We start from the raw sequence: 15,663 nt of genomic DNA on the forward strand, positions 1-15,663 counted from the left end.
GCCGGGGGATCTACGGTAGAGCGCATCAAGGTTATCGGTAACCACATGACTAGCCACAACGGAGGCATCGAGCAAGGTCGTCTTCATAAGCGATGCCCCATTATTTTAAGAATGGCAATCCCAACACTTCCTGACTGACGTTACGTACGATAGTCGCTGTCCATTCGTTCCAGTTTTCGCAGCAACGCTGGCCAGACGAAAGCACCGCCTTGATCTTCGGTTTGCATCTTGGCCACCTGCTGTATGCCGTCGATGATGGCCTCATTCACGGTGACCAACTCGCCACCGGCCTGCGCCGCCAACTGGATCTGGCAGGTGGTCTCGAACAGGTACATGGCCAAAAACGCATCCGGGATTGATCTGCCGACAGTGAGCAGGCCGTGGTTGCGCAGCATTAAAAAGGTCGATTCGCCGAGGTCGGCTTGCAGCGTCGCTCGTTCCTCGTCGCGCACCGCCACCCCTTCGTAGTCGTGGTAGGCCAATGAGCTCAGGACAAAGGTGGACTGCTGGGAAATAGGAAGTACGCCGCATTTCTGCGCACTGACCGCGATACCTGCTCTGGTGTGGGTATGCAGGACGCATTGCACGTCATCCCGTAATGCGTGGATGGCGCTATGAATCACGAAGCCGGCACGGTTTACCGAAAACTCCGAGGCGTTGAGCTTGTTGCCCATCTGATCGACGACGATCAACGACGACGCTGTGATTTCGTCGAACAGCAAACCGTAGGGATTGATCAGGAAGCGATGCTCGTCACCGGGCAGTCGGGCGCTGATGTGGGTGAAGACCAGATCTGTCCAGCCGAAATGCGCCACAAGTCGATAGCAGGCGGCCAGGTCACAACGCAGTTGCCATTCCTCTGGGCTGACAATATTTTTGATCGAAGGGATGTGCATGGATATTTCCTTGTTTTTGTAGGTGGGCCGACCGAGGTTGAAATGCTATTGCGTAATCTCAGCAGTCATTTCCGAGACATACTGGCTGCGCAATGGTTGGCGCATGACCTTGCGCAGCATGGGTTCGAAAGCTTCGAAAGGCAGCGTTTCGTAGTCACGATCGAAGGCAGGGCTGTCATAAAGCTCGCAGAATTGCTCGGTGTGAGCGTAGTGCGGATGGTCGGCGAACTGATCGCGCACGTTGCGATCCAAGCCGATGTGATGAAAGAAATAATGCCCCTGGAAAATCCCGTGATGGGCGATCATCCAGTGGTTAGCCTCGCTGATGAAGGGTTTGAGGATAGCTGCGGCGATGTCGGCATGGTTGTAGGCGCCGAGCGTATCGCCTATGTCATGTAGCAGGGCGCAGACCACATACTCTTCGTCGCGTCCGTCGTGCAGCGCCCGTGTCGCGGTCTGCAGTGAATGCGCATAGCGGTCGATGGGGAAACCACCGAAGTCGCCCTTGAGCTGCTGCAAATGTTCGATGACCCTATCAGGCAGGCGTTGGGCGTATGTCATGAATTCTGACCCAATCAGCTTCCAGTCTTCACCGGTGCTCTCCTGAAAGCTTTTGAATGTTGTGTGATTGCTCATGATCTCTCCTGTTAGTCACTACGCCCATACAAGGGCGGCAGGCTGAAAAGGAGGGTAGTTTTTTGAGCTGGTGGACACTGCAAGGAATCTTACATTCAGCGAGTTCTTTACGTAGGGTGATGAGGGTTGCTCGCACTGTGGTGCGGCTGCACTATGGGGGCTGACAAAAGAGAGGGTATCCATGCTTGCCAATGATCAGCTCGTGAAACAGATGGCCGAAAATCAGTGGTTCGCTGGCCTTGCACCTGCCTTGCAACAGGAAATGCTCGTCAACAGCCGAATCCAGCGCCTGAACCCCGGAGAGTTTCTCCTGCGCCAGGGCGATGCGCCGGGCTGTTTCTACGGGTTGGTCCAAGGTGCGCTTAAAGTGTCGACCTTGGGTGAAGACGGCAAAGAAGCAATTTTGACGGTGTTTGAAGTCGGCAACTGGTTCGGCGAGACGTCATTGCTCGATGGGCTGCCGCGGATGCACGACATGAGCGCTGTGACTGCGGTCGAAGTACGCCGTATCGAGCCCGTCGATTTCGACCGCCTGATGAATGACAACGGTTTTGCACGGGCGATCGCGGCGCTGCAAGCCATGCACTCTCGCCTCGTCCAAAAAATGCTCGAAGACAGTATGCTGCGTTCAACTCGCATGCGCATCGCCCGTCGTCTCGAGCACCTGGCCCACGGCGATACATCTTTGTCGCTGAATGAGCGTCACGTCCTCAATATCACTCAGGACTCGCTGGCCATGATGCTGGGCATCACCCGGCAGACCCTTGCGCTTGAGCTAAAGGCAATGGCGGCCGAGGGGGCGGTGATACTGAAATACGGACAGGTTCATATCGCGTCGTTGCCAAAATTGAAAGCTATGGAGTCTGGATTGTGATAGCGCTGTTGATAATTGATGATGTGCCTCAATGGCCTGCTCCAAATGTCACAGTGCCGAGAGTGTCATCGATGATTAGCAACTCGAGTTCTTTGATGGCGACTTTAGAGATTGCCAAGTGACGTGGATACGCTCGGCACAGCCTCCCCCTGCCGGTATTATCAAAGTAGCTGTTGATCTCGTTTCTCATCGTGGCCTCATCCAGTGTAAACGGGCAAAGGATCCATTTTTTGATGAAGCTCGATTCACCCCGCAATCAGTCACTGTTGCCGCTATGCTTGGTTTTTCGAAATCAATGCTGGTAGGCACACGTTATCAATAACCTAGAGGATGTCCGCCTTGACGGCTTCCGTTAGTGTTTTTGGAGTTACTTGGGGCACAATCGCAGCCGCTGCGGATTCAAAGCTATCCGGGTCGCGAGTGGTCGCGACAAATACTTCGATGCCGCTTCGCGCAAAGCGCCTGGCCGAGGTTGCCGAAGCCGATAATTGCGTAGTTCATATCTTTTCCTCAGGTTTACCACGCCCTACGGTGCGTATATCAAATCGACTGACCGGTCGTGGGGAGTCAGATTTGCGTCAGCCCGCCGTCGACTGCGAACTCACTCACGGTCATGAAGCCGCTATCCGACGACGCGAGGAAGGCGACCACCGCTCCGATCTCCGCCAGATCGGCCATACGCTGGAGCGGATTCATCGAAGCGAAGACCTTCATGCCTTCCTCGCCCAGCGCTCGCTTCGCCAGTTCGCTCGTTGTCGGTCCGGGTGACAGCACGTTGATCCGGATGCCGGTGCCCTTCGGTCCTCCGCCCAGGTCCAAGCGAGGTTGCGCACGGCCGCCTTGCTCGCGCTGTAGGCGCTTAATGCAGGTGCCCCAGTGGTGCCGGCGCTTGATCCGGTCAGTATGATCGAACCGCCCTCGCCCATCAGCGGCAACGCCTTTTGAACCGTGAAAATCGTACCCTTCACATTGGTGTCGAAGGTTTCGTCAATGTGCTCGGCGGTGATCTCACCAAGAGCAAGCGGGCTGCCCACCCCCGGCATTGGCGAAGACGATGTAGGGGTTCCACGTTCGGCCTTCACTGCTGCGTAGAACCGGCCGAGGTCGGCCTGATCGGAGACCGAGCCCTTCACCGTGCGGAAAATTGACGAAGACTTGTGAAATCTGCGACAACGGATGCAGGCTCAACGCCACGCTGCGCATCCTCTCGGGCAAGTGGAAACCGCTGATCTTGTTTTCCCTGCGCGACAGCCCGAAGCGCTACGGCGAGCTCAAGCGTTTGATCCTCGCCGTCAGCGACAAGGTGCTGATCCAACAATTGAAGGAACTGAAAGCCGATCACGTAATGGCGCGGACCGACTACACGGAGGTGCCGCCACGCGTGGACTGCGCGCTGACTCCACTTGGTCGCAGCCTGGCTGACGCGATCGTGCCACTGTGCAGCTGGGGAACCGAAAACGAGGTGAAAATGGCAAGCATCTTCGCCAACCGCGACGCTTTGCCTTAGCAGGATGCGGTAGATCGTTATTTTCTGATCGCCATCAACAAGCCAGATAGCAGTCGCGCGACTGGAGAGAGTGTTCGTCCGCGACGTGATATCAGTCCCAGGGTCTGCTGATCGCGGGATTCGTCAGCGAGCGCTTGACCAACGTCGCATTTCCGTCCGCCGGCATGGCTAACTTAGGCACCACGCCAACGCCGAGCCCGGCCTCTGCCAAACTGACGAGCTCGGGCACGTGCTTAACTTCACAGAAAGACCGGGGCCGTATATCACGATTGGCGAGGGCCTGGTCGATCAGAAAGCGGTTGCCGCTGCCTTGAGCCAGACTGATGTAGTCCGCTCTGTCAGGTCGTCCCAGGCCATTGATTCCCGTTCGGTCAGCGGGTGGCCGACTCAAGGACGAAATTGCCTGGCGTGGCCTCACCATTATGTGGGGCCTGGAACAGCGTGCGCACCTTGCGCCGTTGGCCACGGTGTTCCGGGTGCTCCTCATCGAGCCCTATGGCTTCAGGGAACAGAACAATTATCTGTATATCCTGAAGCAATGCTTCGATGAACGGGACCATGTGCTTCGGGCTCACTTGGGGAGCTTTAGTGAGGAACTCGACGCCGTTTGGGGAGTTGGGCTCTGAGAACTATGTTGCGTATAGAGTGTGCGCACAATCGACGCACGCCCTAAGATAGCTTCGCGGCTCGAGATCCGAGGCTGCGAATGTCGCAAATGGCTCGACTGCAGCCCTTAACGCCAGACTACCCTCTGCTCGCAATGTTGTGACGGGCAAAAAAAGCCAAACGCAATTATTGAGATAAATCCAGAGCTAAACCGAAATGGGGAATACATGAAATTGAATCGGGCATCAATTTTCCCCACTAGAGCTCCCCATCGGTAACAACCAACAGAACAGCATCAAGCAGTCAAAACTCAATCTAATGAATTGCTTGGCAAAAGCTACAAAGGCATTAAGTCAGAGGACCGTTCATTTCTTTGCACTCATCCACATCGCTGCCGCCTTGGCCGCAATCATCATGATCGGTACGTTAGGATTACCGGAGATCAGTTTCGGCATGACCGAGCCGTCGGCCACGCTGAGCCCTTCCAACCCTCGCACGCTCAGGTCCGGATTAACTACCGCGCGTTCATCATTTCCCATCCGGCAGGTCCCGGCGGGATGGTATTGCTGAAACGCATGATCTCGAATGAACGCATCGATTTCAGCATCGTCATTGAGCGCCCGATCCGGCAAAAGCCTCTGACCGCGGTACAGTTTCATCTCGTCTGTACTCAACAGCGCACAAGCTCGTTTAAAGCCTTCACGCATCACTTCAATATCTGCCGGCGCGGATAGAGAATTGTAAGTTATACGCGGGCGATCATTCGGGTCTAGCGACCTTAGCGTTATCTCCCCCCTGCTTTGGGCGCCCATTAGTTGGACCTTTACTTGCAGGCAGTCCTGATAAGGCTTCTTCCATCCTGGAAACCAGGCATCCGCGTCCGGCGGAGGAATCTGGATATAGAGCTGCAAATCAGGCTGTTTCAGCGATGCACGGGACTTGATAAACCCAAGGATCACACCAGGTAGCAGAGACGACGGACCACTGCGAAACACCATCGCGCGGATGATATTGATCAGCGCTTGATCAAGCCTCAACGAACGGTGAAGCGTACCGGCTTTTTTTCGCGCCCACATGACTGAGAAAGCCAGATGGTCCTGCAGATTTTTCCCGACTGGGAGATCGACGAGAATTGGAATGCCCATCGAGCGCAGGTGCTCTGCTGGCCCCACTCCCGAGAGCATTAACAACTGAGGGGTGTTGATTGCACCCAGGCATAACACGGTCTGGACGGCGTGCACGACACATCTCTGCCCTTGCGACAGATACTCCACACCGATGGCACGCTTACCGTCAAACAACAATCTGGTCGCCATTGCGCCTGTTCGCACGGTCAAGTTGGGACGCGGGAGTACCGGGTGTAGAAAAGCTTTTGCTGCCGAGGACCGCTGGCCATTCTTGATTGTGTACTGCAGAACGCCCATGCCTTCAGGCTTCTCACCGTTGTGATCACGCGTGATCGGGTAACCGAGCGCTCGACATGAGGCAAACCATGCCTCATAAACTGGGTCATCCAGCTTCCCGGCGATGGCGCCCAGCTCACCTGACCCGCCCCGCCATTCATCGCCTCCGCCCGCCCAGGCTTCACATTCCTTGAAAAAGGGAAGCACCTCGTTGTAACTCCAACCTGTTGCGCCGTCCGCGGCCCAAATATCGTAATCGGTAGGGTGGCAACGTGTGTGCGCCATATAGTTGATGGAGGATCCGCCCCCGATAACCTTTCCATGGGGAACGTAATTACGGCGACCATTGAGGCCGGCATCCGGCTCCGACATATCGTTCCAACGATACGCTTGCTTGACCGTCATCGGTTGAATGCCCACGGGTAAGTTGATCATGGGGTCCTTGTCCCATCCACCGGCCTCTAAAAGAAGGACACGCGTGGCGGGATCGCGGCTGAGCCGATTGGCCAACACACACCCCGCCGATCCAGCACCGACGATGACGTAATCAAAATTCTCCTGCCCCTGCTTATCCTGGCTCACCTGGCACGCCCTCGACTCATAGTGTTATCGGCTGTTGTTATGGGTGATGAAAAACGGTCGTCGTCTTGAAAACCCGAGCATCAGGCGATTGCCGTCATCACTGGCCGGGCCCAGTATTAGATATTAGTCAGATATTTTGCCTTGAACAACCCCTAACCCACCCATACAAAACTGTAACACAACGCAGAAAAACATCAGCAATAGCTAGCAACTGCGCCGAAAAACTCATAATATTGCGTTTTGTCGCTACGCTTGCTCAGCTAATCGCAATCTGGTAAAAACTGACTAACACCTGTATTTAAGAAATGTGCAGGAGTTAGTAATGGTGTACAAAATCGGGGCGGTGAGAGTCATCACATATGCGACAGAGGACATCCACAGCGCGGTGGCGCACCGCAACACACTGAGGGAACGTAGTTTTCTATTACGCGTGACCCGAAGCACATGGCGCATACGTACCGAAGCCCGCAAACCAACTGCGATAACAGCGCGGACCTCGCGTTTATGGGTGATTTGCAAATTGAGCAGGCCCAGCAACTCAACGAAGCCCTATCGTCACTCACGGAATTCGCGGACCAACAGGGCTTCGGTAGTCATCCCAGGCCCGCTGGCGAAAATGGCGTTTTTTCGCTATTACAATGCGCGCGCGACCCACCGCGCTAAGTTGCTAGCGAACAGCGCGAATAACGGCGAATTGATCAGGCTTCCTAACCGATGCTGGAATGTTTCCGGCGCGAGTTTTTTCTCTTCGGCTAGGGAAAGAAACGCCCTTTTCATGAAATGACTTGCTTCGTAGGCTGGTCAAACTTGGACGTAGCTGCATGGACTGACGCCTCCCTCTACAGAGCAAATCTCAGCATCGTTGCAGGCGGCTTCAACACTGCACGCCTTGACAGCAAGCCGCTACCAAATTGCTTTTAATCACCTTAGAAAGTACTCAGTGATGCCAACCAGTGAGACATTGGCGGATGGTGTGCTTGACCAAGAGCATCCGCAACCAACCTCATGCCAGGAATGTTCAAATGCAAATTCAATCAATCAAAAACAGCGTAAGCCCCGAAGAGTGAGAGCCGCGTTGCGATCTTGCAGCCTGTTACCGGCCCGTGGCGCTCTATGGCTGGACAGATCTCGTGCTCAACCACATCAGTGCCAGCCTCCCAGGCACCGACCACGAGTTTCTGATAAATCCCTATGGACTAATGTTCGAGAAAACCACCGTGCCCCCATTGATACGATAGATCAAGACGCAATAAGTTAGGCCATTCGCCATTTGAAGTGAATCGAGCAGGTTTTATGATCCATAGCGCTATTCACGTCGCTAGGGAAGACGCTCAATGCGTCTTACACACCCACACCCACACCCACACCCGCGCCGGAATTGCCGTCAATGTCTAGGAGCGCGGTTTACCTCCCTCGCAACAGTCAACGTTCGTCCACGGCTCGCTGGTTTATAACGTCCATGAAGAGGGCGCGCTACACGATTAAGAGAAACCACGACAGCAAGCCGACATTGGCACACAAAATCCCTGATCCTCTCCGCAATCATGGCTTGCTCAATCTGTGGGCGCCCGCACAAGGACAGCCTTACCTCGCACATCATGATCTTGCTGATTGGTGCTAGCACACCCGTCATGCGGTGCGAATAACCGGAGTCTTTATATACCGGAAGATGAATATCAGGCATTTGTCGAACGCGCCGCCAAGCGACAATGAAAGTGCCGATATAAAAATATTAATTTGTGACTCGGGACGCCAAGACCATGCATGACAATCTATCTTATTGGTTTAACTCAGCAGAACCTTATATGCCCAACGAGGTGCTGAACACCTGTGAAACGGTCGATATCTGTATAATCGGCGGTGGCGTAACCGGACTCTCAACTGCTTATCACCTGCGTAAAAAAAATCCGCACGTCTCAGTCGCGTTATTGGAGGGGCAAGTCATCGGCTACGGCGCTAGCGGCCGCAACGCCGGCCAAATGATCGTATCCGTTGGCGATAACGATTTTCGAGCACAGCTGAAACGCTATGGCGCGGATAAGCTCCGCGAGCTCCACACTTACGTTCATGAGGGTATTGACCTCATCAAAACCATGACGCGCGAGCACAACATTGCTTGTGATCTTAATCCCAGCGGTTATTTGTTGATGGGGCTTAAATCCGAGGGCAATGAAAACCTGAACAGTTACATGAAGTTCAGCCAGAGCATTTATCAAGACCAGTTTCTTGAATCGATTTCAGAGCGTGATATTGCCGCTGCGTTTACCAGCGCGTACTTTGGTTCAGCGATATTTGATCGGCGTGGTGGGCAATTTAATCCTTTAAAATTTATTCGAGGCTTGAAACAGGTCGCCATGAAGCTGGGCGTCAATATTTTTGAGCACAGTCCAGTCGCGAGTATTGAGCGCAACGCCTCGCACATCACCTTGCGTACGGGGTGCGGCGTCGTTCGTTGCAATAAGTTGGTTATTGCGACCAATGCCTACTCGCATCTTTTGAAGGGGCTCAAGGATGTTGCATTTGAACGTAACCAAACGCCCATCATGGTGTATGCGAACGTGACGGCGCCGTTATCGGCAAGTCAGTGGCAACAATTGGGATGGGCAAGACGCTGCGGCGTTAATGTGCTGTCAGACCTGTTTTATTCGTTCGCCCCCACCGCGGACGGCCGTCTTTTGTACGTGGGTGGATACTACACTCATGCGCCCTCCGGCAATGAAATGTCGCCGGAAATCAGTACAGGTTTTATGAACAACGGCCCGAAACAGCTGGCTGCGTTCTTCCCGAACCTAGCTGGCGTGCCTACGGCGCAAAGTTGGGGAGGGCCTATCTCGGTTACCCGGGATTATATTCCCCACATAGGCGTGCTTGCTGACCCGAGAATATCGTATGCCAACGGCTGCTGGGGGCACGGGATGCCACTAGGCGCACGCAATGGACAGACACTGGCAGACCTGGCGTTAGATCTGCACAGCACGGATACACGGGCCTGGCTCGTCCGTCGCGACAAGTCCTATTGGCCTCTACGCTCGATAACACCATTGATTGTTCAAAGCGTCTCTTCCGTTCTACGTTACGGCGTAAGAAGAAAAGCCTCAAAACTGGGAATGTCGTTCGAGCCCGAGTAATCCTAACGATCATCAGTACAAAGTGCTTTACACATCCATGCTGCGGCCCACCCGGATTGAGGTGGGCCCACATGTATCAAGCTGCGGTTCGCGAAGCGGAACAATTTGCAATATCGGCTATAAACTCTTCTACCCCAGACTCACCCTCCACAGCGCTCGCGGCGACACGCCGGTCAAATGCTCGGTAAAACGATAACATGATCAGTGACAGCGCATTCAAGCCCGCCGGTATCAACGAAGCGGCCAAGGTAATGGCCAACACTGCCGAGTCCGGCTGTTGAGTGATGCCTTCCTGGGTCTCGATCAAGCCAGCGGACGCCAATAGCCCGCCGGTGACCAAGGCCCCAAGCGTTAAGCCCAGGCGCTCTGTCGCGATGAATACACCACTCAAAAGCGCCTCGGGAGGCTGCTTGTCAATCCGACTATCTCCCTGCCTGATGCAGTCGGTCAGCATAGAGTAGGAAAAGACCTGGTTGCCTCCTTCACTCATCCCCGCAAGTACCACCACCGTTAATACGATAGCCACCGGAGTTGAAGAATCGAGTAAAAGGTACCCGCATCCGGCAATGGTGGACACGAGGAGTGCGATGGAGAACGCGCCATATTTGCTCACCCGTTTGCCCAAATAGAGAAACAGAGGTATGGCCAGCACCGACGAGCCAAATGAGAGAAAGAACACTAGCGAAAGAAACTCCACACCCTGCTTCAACACATACGTCACATAGTAAGCCAGAGCAGCCGTCACCACGCCGGCACCCAGCATGTGCAGCAGCCAAACCGCACACAAGATCAGGAACGGGCGGTTATGGATCAGCGCAAACCATAGCTGCGACGTATTGATTTTCTCTGTCGCAACCTTGCGAACGGGCTCTTTCGACGCAAAAAAGGTAATCAAAATACTAATGGACATGATGGCGCCCATGACTGCGCCCATCGCCAGATAACCGGCTTTCCCACCGCCGTACAGCTCAACGATCAACGGCGCCCCGGCGCCAGCCAATAGGCAGCCCAACATTGAATACACGCCTCTATAAGAGGTCAGCGCAGTGCCCTCCTGGTAGGTCGCGGCAATCTCGGAATTGAGCGCGCAATAAGGGACTAGAAACGCTGCAAAGCAAAACGAACACAGACTGAACATTAGAGCCACAAAGATAGCCGAAACCAGCGGCGAACTGGCGGGAGCCGCCCAGATCAGAAAGAACGTCGGCAATAGAGCAAAAGCGGCAAATAAAATGTATGGGCGGCGGCGCCCCAAGCGTGTGTAAGTCCGATCTGACATGCCACCGACCAGCGGGCTCACGAGCAGGTCAACCAGTTTGGGTAGGACCGTGGCGGCGGTTGCAATGCCCACGGAAATGCCCAGTATATTGGTCATGTAGAACATCAGAAGTATGCCCGGCGCGACGGCATAAATACCGCTGGATAAATCGCCGAGAGTGTAAAAAATATAATTGACGGGACGCGAGGGCTTGGTCTTTTTTTTCATTTTATTAACGCTCCGCAGAAGTAATCACTGAACGACTCGGCGCGACTGAAGCTATCGCCCAGGCACGAATCTGGACGATCCCCCCCTATCGTATCCCCCGATTACATACTTCGTAATCGATGAATTATCGCCGTGTCATCCTGACGAATGTAGCGTCCCTGGCAGGCCGCTGCCGGTCGCCCGGTCAGCGTCGGTACCTGGTTAACGCGATGAAGCGCGCTCCAATAACGCTTTAATCGCCGCCAAGGCTTCAGGCTCATCCATGAGAGGTGGATGACCACGCCCTTTGACGGTTGTCAGTGTGGCCTTGGGATGCTCAGCCAGCATCCGCTCAGCACAATCAGCGGTAAAATATTCGGATAGTTCTCCTCTCAGTATGGTCGTCGGCACGTCGCGCGTAGCCCGATACTGCGGCCAGTTGTCCGGACGTTCGGCCTTGAGACGCGGGACATCAGCAAGGGAAAGCGGGTCAACATCGCGTGCGAATTTACCAGGCTCGATTTCACGGTAGGCGCGCAGAGTCAAATCTTCCCAACGCGCGTGCGTGAGCCCTGGATAGCTGTCGCCAAAGTGTAGCTTCATGCGGCTGACAGCTTCGTCGAACGAATAGGCGTGGGTGTCGAAGTTGCCGGACATCTTGTTGCTGGCGCTTTGGTTGATTTCCGTGCCCTGGTCGTTCAATACCACTCCCTTGATGCGCGCAGGGTTTTCAACAGCCATGTCCATTGCCAACAGCGCGCCAAGTGCAATGCCGAGCACCGCGACGTTGTCGATACCCAGGTGGTCAAGTAGATCCCAGACATCCTGCTTGATGAGGTCGTAGTGGTAGTCGGCCGCCGAAGCGAATGTCGCCGACAGCCCGCGACCGCGCAAATCGGGCACGATTACCCGAATACCCTGGCCCGAAAGGATACGGCCTAACTCGGAGAAGTCCCTGGAGGAGCGCAGGAAACCGTGCAAGCACAAAAGCGGTACCGTTACTGCCCCCTCAACCGGCCCAAAGTCCCGATAGAACAACTGTGCTCCGTTCGACGACACGAAACGACCTTCCTCATAACGCTCAGACATGATTTAACTCCGGTGTTGTCAGTTTTTTAACGGTTGATTGATTGCAAGACCGCTGTCGGCCGTTTTACGGCTCACGACACGTTTATGGCATTTACTATTCAGGCTCATGTATAAGCCCGTGACGTGAGAACAACGCCCATTTGCCTGCTGGCGTCGGCAGCGCGGCAGTCAGTGACTCGTAAACATCATTCGGGGCCGTGATGAACGTTCGTCCACCGTCGCGACTGCGTCTTTGCAGGCCGTCCAGTCCCACCAGAAGGACATCAACGCCATCACTGGCAATGGAGGTTATTGAGCGCGTGGTATCGAGGTTTATACGCGTCCATGTCTGCCCGGCGTCTTCACTGCGCAGCAGCGTCCCACGCTGCCCGCCCACTAGCAGCGTCTGGTTATCGAGTGAAAGCCCGCACCACAGCGAACCCGCATATCCAGTGCTCAAGTAACGCCATGTATTCCCCCTGTCGGCGGAATACAACACTCGCCCTTGTTCAGCAGTAACATAAACACCGCCGCTTTTATCCGCGAACAGACTAGTCAGATTAAGGTCTGCAAGGTCTTTCAATTCGGAATTGACCGCCTGTTCAACCCAGGTCTTTCCACCGTCCTGAGTCACCAGTACGAGCGACCACAAACCCACCGCGACGCCGTGCCGTGCATCAAAGAAATGCACCGCAAACAGAGGCCGGTCCTCCTCCGTGGCTAGCCGCTGGACTTGCCAGCGCCGTCCACCATCAACGGTGGCCAGAATGGCCCCCCAGTGGCCGACAGCCCACCCATGGTTGGCGTCGACAAAACTCACGCCGGTCAAGGTGGAGCTCACCGGCACATTATCCGCCTGACGAAAAGAGCGGGCCTGATCGTCCGAGAGTAAAACAACACCATCCGCGCCCACGGCGACCGCACGCGATCCTGCCCATGCGGCCGCCAGAATGGGCGAGCGCAGAGCCTGACTCGAATGCGTAGCGGGTGATGGTTGAAGTGGCCCCACAGATTCGGCCGCGACGACAAAGGCAACCTGCAGCCCTACGCCAGCCGCGGCGAGCGCGCAGAGTAAATACCTCAATAATGCTTTCATGAACGCTGCTACTCCGGATTCAATGCGAGAGAAGACCAGGCGCACGGACGGGACGCTTTCGTGGAAACCACCGCTCCAGCCACACCGCAAACGCGGGAAGTACAGTCATGGCCATAATCATGTTCACCAGGAACATGAACGCGAGCAATTTCCCCATATCGGCTTGAAATTTGAGCTCTGAAAACGACCAAGTCGCCACACCGACCGCGAGGGTGATCGCGGTGAAGATCGTGGCCATCCCCACTTCCAGAATCGAATGCTCCAGGGCTTTGACGATAGAAATACCGTTAGCCATATGAAGCTGCAGGCGGTTGTAGATATAGAAGGCGTAATCCACTCCTATGCCTACGGCAAGCACCATGACCGGCAGTGTCGCCACTGTGAGCCCGATCTGCAGCTCCTTCATGAACCAGTAACCAATGAAGGTGCCGATGGTTAAGGGCAAGCAACACGCAAGGACCGCGCGCAGGTCTCGATAGGTCAAAAACACCAGGAGAATTATCGTGGTGTATACGTAAAGCATCATCGGAAATTCGCTGTGCTCGATTTCCTCGTTCACCGCAGCCAGCACACCGGCATTTCCCGATGCCAGGCGAATGGTCACGCCCGGCAGCTTCTCATTGGCCCGAAATGCCTTCACCGCTTCAATCACGCGGTTGATAGTGGTTGCCTTATGATCCGCCAGATAAATGTGCACGGCCGTCATGCTGCAATCCTTGCGCATGATGCCCGGTAGCCGGCCGATCTCAACGCCAAGAGCTGCGTAGTTGGCCGAGTCAATCGGGACTACGGACATCTTCGGATTTCCCTCGTTATAGCCTTCGTTATACTGACGTATCAGCGACGCAAACGAGAGAATCGACATGACGCCTTCAACCGGCTGAATGGCGAAGTCGAAACGATCCTGATAAGCGCCGATCTGAGGCTTATCACAGGATCCAGGCGGCGCTTCGAACACCACAGTCAACCAGTCGAGCCCAAGATCATAACTAGAGGCAATCGACACCGCGTCTTTATTGAACCTGGCGTCCGGACGTAGCTCGGGTGCCCCTGCCTGCAGCGTTCCCACCACGCGATCCCGGCTCTGCCAGATCGCTGTGATCGAGACAAGCAATGCCACGCAAAGTACCAAGGCTGCGTTGCGCGGCTCGGCGACCCGCGCCAGCGACCTTAACCAACGTGATCGTTGTGCGGCTTTCAACTCCACGCCTTTAGCGTAGCCCTGCCCCATCCGTAACATAGAGGCCGCCAGCGGGAGCATGATCAAGTTGGTGACTATTTTGAACGCCACCCCCAGCGCCGCCGTGATAGCAAGCTCCCGGACCATAGGAATTGGCATTAGGATCAGCGTTACAAACGAAACAAACGCAGTGATTAGGGCCAATGATCCTGGTATGAACAAACCGCTGAAACTGGATCGCGCGGCAGCGTCCATACTCTTGCCGCGCGCCAACTCCCGCACGATAAAATTCAACTGCTGCACCCCGTGCGAAACCCCAATGGCAAACACGAGAAAAGGCACCAGCACACCTAACGGATCCAGCCCGAAACCCAGCAAGTGCAACGTGCCGAATTGCCAGACCAGCGACACCAGCGAGCAGGCCAGGGGTAAAAGCGTGAGCTTGAGTGAACGGCAATACCAGTACACCGCCAGGCCAGTCAGGATCAACGCAATCACACAGAAATGCAGCACAGAAGCAGCGCCTTCGGAAATATCTCCAATCTGCTTGGCGAACCCGATTATCTGTATCTCGTAATCATCGTCTTCGAACTTGGAGCGGATGTTCGCCTCAATCCCACGGTCGAATGCCACATAGTCAATGTGCTGGCCCTGGGCATTGATTTCATCCAAGTCGGCAGTAATCATCGCGCTGGTTTGATCCCGCGCGACCAGACTGCCAATAAAACCACCCTGCATTACCGACTGTGAGATGGCACCTATGCTGTCGGCGGTCAAGTTCTCCGGCGTGATGGTGCCCGGGATGATCGGCTCCGCCCTGAAACCGTCCTCGGTAATCTCTGTCACAAAGGTATTCGGCGTCCACAGCGACTGCACGGAACCACTTGCGACATTGGACTGGAACGTGAGGGCTTGGGTTACGTCGTACAACTTTCTCAAGCCCTGCGGCGTCCAAATCTTCCCATGCCTGGCCTTGACGACCACCGTCAGACGATTGGCTCCTAAAAGATCGGCGCGATATTGCTTGAACGTCGCGACGTACTCATGCCCTATTGGAAGTTGCTTTTCAAAACCCGCATCCATCCTGAGCTGGACGGCGAAGAAAGCCATCACCAGCGTGAACAGGATCAATAGCCCAAGCACTGCGCGCCGATGGCCGAACAACCCATTCTCTAGCAGCTTCAACATCCGAACCAACACGCCCGCGCGTGTCGGTTCGATT

Annotated in this window: 15 protein-coding genes and 1 pseudogene; 5 read left to right on the plus strand and 11 right to left on the minus strand. The window is 55.0% G+C overall.

The window, feature by feature from the left end; all coding sequences use genetic code 11:
- Positions 1-140: 140 nt before the first annotated feature.
- Both CFE47_RS11695 and CFE47_RS11700 read right to left on the minus strand, forming a co-directional pair.
- Positions 141-896 (minus strand): class II aldolase/adducin family protein, encoded by a 756-nt coding sequence (locus CFE47_RS11695; protein ID WP_223508356.1) that lies wholly within the window; start codon positions 894-896, stop codon positions 141-143.
- Between the two features lie 45 nt (positions 897-941).
- The gene (locus CFE47_RS11700) at positions 942-1,532 is read right to left on the minus strand and encodes an HD domain-containing protein (protein WP_286837168.1); all 591 of its coding nucleotides are present in this window, start codon (positions 1,530-1,532) and stop codon (positions 942-944) included.
- Positions 1,533-1,713: 181 nt separating this feature from the next.
- Here CFE47_RS11700 and CFE47_RS11705 point away from each other — a divergent pair, with 181 nt between their 5' ends.
- Complete coding sequence (locus CFE47_RS11705) at positions 1,714-2,406, plus strand: Crp/Fnr family transcriptional regulator (protein ID WP_286837169.1); 693 nt, start codon at positions 1,714-1,716, stop codon at positions 2,404-2,406.
- Positions 2,407-2,729: 323 nt separating this feature from the next.
- On the opposite strand, the gene CFE47_RS11710 is transcribed toward CFE47_RS11705, so the two are convergent.
- Both CFE47_RS11710 and CFE47_RS11715 read right to left on the minus strand, forming a co-directional pair.
- A complete protein-coding gene (locus CFE47_RS11710) occupies positions 2,730-2,849 on the minus strand; it encodes a hypothetical protein (protein ID WP_286837362.1) in 120 nt (39 codons plus the stop codon).
- Between the two features lie 124 nt (positions 2,850-2,973).
- Positions 2,974-3,545 (minus strand): annotated as a pseudogene (locus CFE47_RS11715) (SDR family NAD(P)-dependent oxidoreductase); the annotation flags it as partial.
- Positions 3,546-3,550: 5 nt separating this feature from the next.
- Here CFE47_RS11715 and CFE47_RS11720 point away from each other — a divergent pair.
- Positions 3,551-3,913: a winged helix-turn-helix transcriptional regulator gene (locus CFE47_RS11720; protein WP_286837171.1), complete on the plus strand. Its 363-nt coding sequence runs from the start codon at positions 3,551-3,553 to the stop codon at positions 3,911-3,913.
- 91 nt (positions 3,914-4,004) lie between these two features.
- On the opposite strand, the gene CFE47_RS31675 is transcribed toward CFE47_RS11720, so the two are convergent.
- The 3 genes from CFE47_RS31675 to CFE47_RS11730 all read right to left on the minus strand — a co-directional run bounded on the left by CFE47_RS31675 (position 4,005) and on the right by CFE47_RS11730 (position 6,504).
- Complete coding sequence (locus CFE47_RS31675; RefSeq protein ID WP_353744894.1) at positions 4,005-4,334, minus strand: LysR substrate-binding domain-containing protein; 330 nt, start codon at positions 4,332-4,334, stop codon at positions 4,005-4,007.
- A complete protein-coding gene (locus tag CFE47_RS11725; RefSeq protein WP_286837173.1) occupies positions 4,285-4,473 on the minus strand; it encodes a hypothetical protein in 189 nt (62 codons plus the stop codon). Before CFE47_RS11725 ends, CFE47_RS31675 begins: the two co-directional genes overlap by 50 nt.
- 411 nt (positions 4,474-4,884) lie before the next feature.
- Positions 4,885-6,504 (minus strand): GMC family oxidoreductase, encoded by a 1,620-nt coding sequence (locus CFE47_RS11730; protein WP_286837175.1) that lies wholly within the window; start codon positions 6,502-6,504, stop codon positions 4,885-4,887.
- Between the two features lie 1,130 nt (positions 6,505-7,634).
- On the opposite strand from CFE47_RS11730, the gene CFE47_RS31680 reads away from it, so the two are divergent.
- The 3 genes from CFE47_RS31680 to CFE47_RS11735 all read left to right on the plus strand — a co-directional run bounded on the left by CFE47_RS31680 (position 7,635) and on the right by CFE47_RS11735 (position 9,632).
- Positions 7,635-7,742, plus strand: coding sequence for a hypothetical protein (locus tag CFE47_RS31680; protein WP_456021845.1), 108 nt, complete (start codon positions 7,635-7,637; stop codon positions 7,740-7,742).
- Positions 7,743-7,797: 55 nt separating this feature from the next.
- A complete protein-coding gene (locus CFE47_RS31685) occupies positions 7,798-7,899 on the plus strand; it encodes a hypothetical protein (RefSeq protein ID WP_502695472.1) in 102 nt (33 codons plus the stop codon).
- Positions 7,900-8,264: 365 nt separating this feature from the next.
- Entirely contained in the window at positions 8,265-9,632 is a 1,368-nt protein-coding gene (locus CFE47_RS11735) for an NAD(P)/FAD-dependent oxidoreductase (protein ID WP_286837177.1), read from the plus strand.
- A 76-nt stretch (positions 9,633-9,708) separates the two neighbouring features.
- Here the strand turns inward: CFE47_RS11735 and CFE47_RS11740 are convergent, their stop codons facing one another.
- The 4 genes from CFE47_RS11740 to CFE47_RS11755 form a co-directional block, all read right to left on the minus strand.
- On the minus strand, positions 9,709-11,118 hold the full coding sequence (locus tag CFE47_RS11740; RefSeq protein ID WP_286837179.1) for an MFS transporter: 1,410 nt from the start codon (positions 11,116-11,118) through the stop codon (positions 9,709-9,711).
- A 201-nt stretch (positions 11,119-11,319) separates the two neighbouring features.
- Positions 11,320-12,186 carry an alpha/beta fold hydrolase gene (locus CFE47_RS11745; RefSeq protein WP_286837180.1) on the minus strand — a complete coding sequence of 289 codons (867 nt, stop codon included), beginning with the start codon at positions 12,184-12,186 and terminating at the stop codon, positions 11,320-11,322.
- A 94-nt stretch (positions 12,187-12,280) separates the two neighbouring features.
- Positions 12,281-13,261 carry a WD40/YVTN/BNR-like repeat-containing protein gene (locus CFE47_RS11750; RefSeq protein WP_286837182.1) on the minus strand — a complete coding sequence of 327 codons (981 nt, stop codon included), beginning with the start codon at positions 13,259-13,261 and terminating at the stop codon, positions 12,281-12,283.
- A 19-nt stretch (positions 13,262-13,280) separates the two neighbouring features.
- Positions 13,281-15,629 (minus strand): efflux RND transporter permease subunit, encoded by a 2,349-nt coding sequence (locus tag CFE47_RS11755; RefSeq protein WP_286837364.1) that lies wholly within the window; start codon positions 15,627-15,629, stop codon positions 13,281-13,283.
- Positions 15,630-15,663: the final 34 nt, after the last annotated feature.

Source organism: Pseudomonas sp. PGPPP1 (assembly GCF_002255865.1).
GTDB lineage: Bacteria > Pseudomonadota > Gammaproteobacteria > Pseudomonadales > Pseudomonadaceae > Aquipseudomonas > Aquipseudomonas cremoris.

Bases quoted from the DNA above. Each gene is read 5' to 3' on its own strand.
- CFE47_RS11695 (WP_223508356.1), bottom strand. From the start codon at position 896: ATGCACATCCCTTCGATCAAAAATATTGTCAGCCCAGAGGAATGGCAA.
- CFE47_RS11700 (WP_286837168.1), bottom strand. From the start codon at position 1,532: ATGAGCAATCACACAACATTCAAAAGCTTTCAGGAGAGCACCGGTGAA.
- CFE47_RS11705 (WP_286837169.1), top strand. From the start codon at position 1,714: ATGCTTGCCAATGATCAGCTCGTGAAACAGATGGCCGAAAATCAGTGG.
- CFE47_RS31675 (WP_353744894.1), bottom strand. From the start codon at position 4,334: ATGGTGAGGCCACGCCAGGCAATTTCGTCCTTGAGTCGGCCACCCGCT.
- CFE47_RS11725 (WP_286837173.1), bottom strand. From the start codon at position 4,473: ATGGTCCCGTTCATCGAAGCATTGCTTCAGGATATACAGATAATTGTT.
- CFE47_RS31685 (WP_502695472.1), top strand. From the start codon at position 7,798: ATGATCCATAGCGCTATTCACGTCGCTAGGGAAGACGCTCAATGCGTC.
- CFE47_RS11735 (WP_286837177.1), top strand. From the start codon at position 8,265: ATGCATGACAATCTATCTTATTGGTTTAACTCAGCAGAACCTTATATG.
- CFE47_RS11740 (WP_286837179.1), bottom strand. From the start codon at position 11,118: ATGAAAAAAAAGACCAAGCCCTCGCGTCCCGTCAATTATATTTTTTAC.
- CFE47_RS11745 (WP_286837180.1), bottom strand. From the start codon at position 12,186: ATGTCTGAGCGTTATGAGGAAGGTCGTTTCGTGTCGTCGAACGGAGCA.
- CFE47_RS11750 (WP_286837182.1), bottom strand. From the start codon at position 13,261: ATGAAAGCATTATTGAGGTATTTACTCTGCGCGCTCGCCGCGGCTGGC.
- CFE47_RS11755 (WP_286837364.1), bottom strand. From the start codon at position 15,629: ATGTTGAAGCTGCTAGAGAATGGGTTGTTCGGCCATCGGCGCGCAGTG.